General features: G+C 61.1%; 2 protein-coding genes. One reads left to right on the top strand and one right to left on the bottom strand.

The features are described 5' to 3' along the window. Positions 1-429: 429 nt before the first annotated feature. Positions 430-1926: a cysteine--tRNA ligase gene (gene cysS / locus QZ302_RS08840; protein ID WP_294594568.1), complete on the bottom strand. Its 1497-nt coding sequence runs from the start codon at positions 1924-1926 to the stop codon at positions 430-432. A 70-nt stretch (positions 1927-1996) separates the two neighbouring features. Between cysS and QZ302_RS08835 the strand changes: the two genes are divergently transcribed. Next, positions 1997-3721, top strand: a complete 1725-nt coding sequence (locus tag QZ302_RS08835; RefSeq protein WP_294594567.1) for a menaquinone biosynthesis decarboxylase — start codon at positions 1997-1999, stop codon at positions 3719-3721. Positions 3722-4414 lie beyond the last annotated feature (693 nt).

Raw genomic sequence — 4414 nt, 5'->3', positions numbered from 1 at the left:
CGTAGAGCCGCGCGGGCCGGAGCCACCCCTGGCGTAGGCCTGCAACTTCGCGGAGCTCGTTTCCGGCCACGCTGGCTCCGACCCGCCCTCAAGCTCGGCCCAAAGCACTGCCCTGTGTCCGCCTCACTGCGGCTCCGCTTTCGCTCCGCCGGTGCCTCTCGGCACTCAAAAGAGGGGCGGGTCTACTCCTGAACGTCGCTCGCGACAATTCTTGCCGGATTGGCTCACCGCCAATCGGCAGAATATACCCTCTTAGGCCGGCGCGCGATCTGGTCATTGCTCCGGCTGGTACTGTTCTTTTTCTGAAGAAAAAGAACCCAAAAGACTTTCGACGGATGCTAACGCATCCTAAAGCTGCCGACGGCCCTGTTCTTTGGCCGTGTCTGCCGAATGTTTCCCGAGGTTAAAGCGCCGGAACCCTTAAGCCCATCAATCGAGTTCCCAATCCGCCCCGTCCTTGCGGTCTTTGACTCGGATGCCCAGCGCCGCCAGGCGGTCGCGGATCAAGTCCGACGTCGCCCAGTCCTTCGCCGCCTTCGCCTGCTGGCGCACCTCCAATATCATGTCGATCACCCCGCCTAATCGGTCGTTGCCGCCCGCGACAGGAGCCACCCCGCCCTCCGCAGTGAGAGAGAGACCCAGCAGCGTCCCCAACACCGTGTCGAATGCTGTGCGCAAAGTCTGCAAATCCTCCTCCGTCGCCGCCAGCGTCCCGTCGTTCAGCGCGTTGACATGCCGCACCCAATCGAACAGTCGGGCGATCGCCACCGGACTGTTCAGGTCGTCGCACAACGCCTCCTCGCACTCGCCCAGTAAAGCCGAAGGAGACGGTATAGTAGAAGCCGCCGCAGGAGCGATGCGCCCCGAAGTCAAAAGATTCCACGCCTTCATCAGCCGTTCCAGCCCCTTTTGCGCCCCCAGCAACGCCTCATCGCTGAAATCCAACGTCGACCGGTAGTGCGCCTGGAGGATAAAGAACCGGATCACCATCGGCGGATACGCCTGCGACAACAGCGCATGATCCCCCGTGAAGAACTGCTCCAGCGTGATGAAATTCCCTAAGGATTTTCCCATCTTCTGTCCCCCGATCGTCACCATGTTGTTGTGCACCCAATATCTGGCCGACGCATGTCCCAGCGCCGCCGTCGACTGCGCGATCTCGCATTCGTGGTGCGGGAACATCAGATCCATCCCCCCCCCGTGAATATCGAACGTCTCGCCCAGATACTTCGCCCCCATCGCCGAACACTCCATGTGCCACCCCGGAAAACCCTCGCTCCACGGACTCGGCCACCGCATGATATGCTCCGGCGCAGCCCGTTTCCACAGCGCGAAATCCGCCGGGAAACGCTTTTCCCCCTCATAGTCCTCCGACCGTCCCCCCGACTGCATGTCGTCCAGATTCCTGCCCGACAGTATTCCATAATTGTTGCCATCCGCCACATACTTCCGCACATCGAAGTAGACCGACCCGTTGCTCACATACGCATACCCCGCGTCCAGAATCGCCTGCGTCATAGCAATCTGCTCGATGATATGTCCCGACGCGTGCGGCTCGATCGACGGCCGCAGCACCCCCAGCCGATCCATAAACTCGTGGTACCGGTTGGTATAGTACTGCGCCACCTCCATCGGCTCCAGCTGCTCCAGCCGCGCCTTTTTCGCAATTTTGTCCTCCCCCGCGTCCGCATCGTTTTCCAAGTGCCCCACATCCGTGATGTTCCGCACATAACGCACCTTGTACCCCTCGTACCGCAGCAGCCGGAACAGCAGGTCGAACGTCACCGCCGGCCTCACATGCCCCAGGTGCGGATCGCCGTAGACCGTCGGCCCGCACACGTACATCCCCACAGCCGGTGCATGCAACGGCGCGAACTCCTCCTTGCGCCGGGTCAGGGTATTGTAAAGGTAGATCGGTTTGGCCATACTCGGAAACGGTGTAACGATTGAGACTATTTTACAAAAGTATTAATTTTGAACCACCAATGTATCGACCATGTACAAAAACTTGACGGAATACATCCGCGCCTTGGAGCAGGCCGGCGAACTGATTCGGATTCCCGTCCCCGTCGATCCCGTGCTGGAGATCGCCGAGCTGACCGACCGGCAGGCCAAACAGCCCGGCGGAGGAAAGGCGCTGCTGTTCGAGCATACCGGTACCGGCTTCCCCGTGCTCACCAACCTGATGGGCTCCGAACGGCGGATTTGCATGGCTCTCGGCGTCGAGCGGCTTTCGGAAGTCGGCGAACGGATCGAATCCCTCTTCTCCGACGCCCTGCGGCCCAAAGCGGGATGGATGGAGAAGCTCCGGATGCTGCCCTTGCTGGGCGAGGTGGCGCAGTGGATGCCGCGCAACGTCTCCCGCAAAGGCGAGTGTCAACAGGTGGTGTTGAAGGGTGAAGAAGCGGATTTGTCGAAACTGCCCGTGCTGAAATGCTGGCCCCACGACGGCGGTCGGTTCGTGACCCTGCCGTTGGTGCACACCGTCGATCCGGAGACCGGCGTGCGGAACGTCGGCATGTACCGGATGCAGGTATTCGACCCCCGGACCACCGGGATGCACTGGCACCGCCACAAGACCGGCGAGCGGCACTATCAGGAATATAGAAAGCGGGGCGAGCGGATGCCCGTGTCGGTCTGCCTCGGGGGCGATCCCGTCTACACCTACTGCGCCACCGCCCCGTTGCCCGACGGGATGGACGAGTACCTGTTGGCCGGTTTTCTGCGTCGTCGTCCGGTCGATCTGGTCGAGTGCCTGACCAACGACCTGCGGGTGCCTGCCGATTGCGACTTCGTGATCGAGGGGTATGTCGACCCGGCCGAGCCGAAGGCAGTCGAGGGCGATTTCGGCGACCATACGGGATTTTACTCCCTGAAAGACCTCTACCCGCAGTTCCATGTCACGTGCATCACCCACCGTCGCGATGCGGTGTGGCCGGCGACGCTGGTGGGTGTGCCGCCGATGGAGGATGCCTGGATTCAGCTGGCTACCGAGCGGATATTTCTTGCGCCGATCCGTTTGGCCGTAGCTCCGGAGGTGGTCGACCTGTGGATGCCTCCGGCGGGGGTGGCTCACAATTTGGCGGTGTGCGTGATCGAAAAGAGTTATGCGGGCCAGGCTTTCAAAGTGGCCCATGCGTTGTGGGGGGCAGGGCAGATGAGTTTCAATAAGTTTCTGGTGATGCTTTCGGCGGAAGATGCGGCAGGCGTTTCGGGCGAGGGGTACCGCGAGGTGATTCGGGAACGGCTTCATCGATTTGATCCGACTCGGGATACGCTTTTTTCGCGAGGGGTGCTCGACGTGCTGGATCACTCGTCGCCGCAATTGGGATTCGGAGGCAAGCTGTGCCTCGACCTGACCCGCAAACTGGAAGAGGAGGGGGGCGAACGGCCTCGGCGTGAGGAGATTCCGGTCGAGGTGGTGTGGGACGATTTTGTCGAGTCGGCGGGGCTGGAGTTCGAAGATTTGGTTTGGCTGGCGGTGGGGAATACCGATCCGGGACGGGATGTTTCGGTGACTTCGGCAGGAGTGTTGAGGCTGGATGCCCGGTTCAAGCCTTCGGAGGTGGAACGGGGCTGGCCGAACGTGGTGACGATGTCGCCGGAGGTGATCGAGCGGGTGGACGCGCGTTGGTCGGAGTACGGTTTTAGCGGCGAACCCTTGCCATCTCCATCGCGCCGTTATCAGTCGTTGGTTCGTTCGGGCTCAGCGAAGCTCTGAGCGGCGCGCCCGCCGCTTGAGGATGCGTCAGCATCCGTCAAAAGTTTTTTTGTTCCTTTTGTGAACAAAAGGAACAGTACCAGCCGGGGCAATGACTAGGGGCGCGGTCAAAGATTTGGGCCGAGGCTGCCAGTTGAAATGCGTCAGCATTTCCCGTCCACGGGACGTGGGGCCCGCGCGGCCCGAGCGCAGTCCCCTCAAACTAAATCGCGCGCCGCCTAAAGGAGCGATTCAACCATTTCGGCGGTAGCCGAATATAGATGAATCGCGCAAAGCGCGCGAACAAAGAGCTGGGCCGATTCTGCCCTTTGCCCCCCCGCGGGCGCGGGGCTCGCCTCCCGACACGTTCGCGCCACGGCGGGCGGCCTTTATTACTTAAAAGTAACCGCGCGCCGCCGCCTGAAGAAGCGATTCAGCTATTTCGGCGGTGAGCCGAATATAGATGAATCGCGCAAGGCGCGCGAAAAGAGAATCGGGTAGAGGCAGCCAGTAAAACGCCCTGTGGGCGCACCCACCCGCCTAAAGAGGGATTTCGCTCATTTTGCGAGAGCAAAATCGAGATGAAATTGAAGTGTGGCGGAGCGAAAGCGGAGCCGCAGTGAGGCCGACACAGGACGGAGAACTGGGCTTTGCTTTGGGCCGTGGATTGGGCTGTGCTTGTTCTTCGGGCTCGAAAACCGGCTACGGTTGTCG

The organism is uncultured Rikenella sp. (genome assembly GCF_910579375.1).
Lineage (GTDB): Bacteria > Bacteroidota > Bacteroidia > Bacteroidales > Rikenellaceae > Rikenella.
This window is presented reverse-complemented; position numbering and strand designations above follow the sequence as displayed.

Bases quoted from the DNA above. Each gene is read 5' to 3' on its own strand.
- cysS (WP_294594568.1), bottom strand. From the start codon at position 1,926: ATGGCCAAACCGATCTACCTTTACAATACCCTGACCCGGCGCAAGGAG.
- QZ302_RS08835 (WP_294594567.1), top strand. From the start codon at position 1,997: ATGTACAAAAACTTGACGGAATACATCCGCGCCTTGGAGCAGGCCGGC.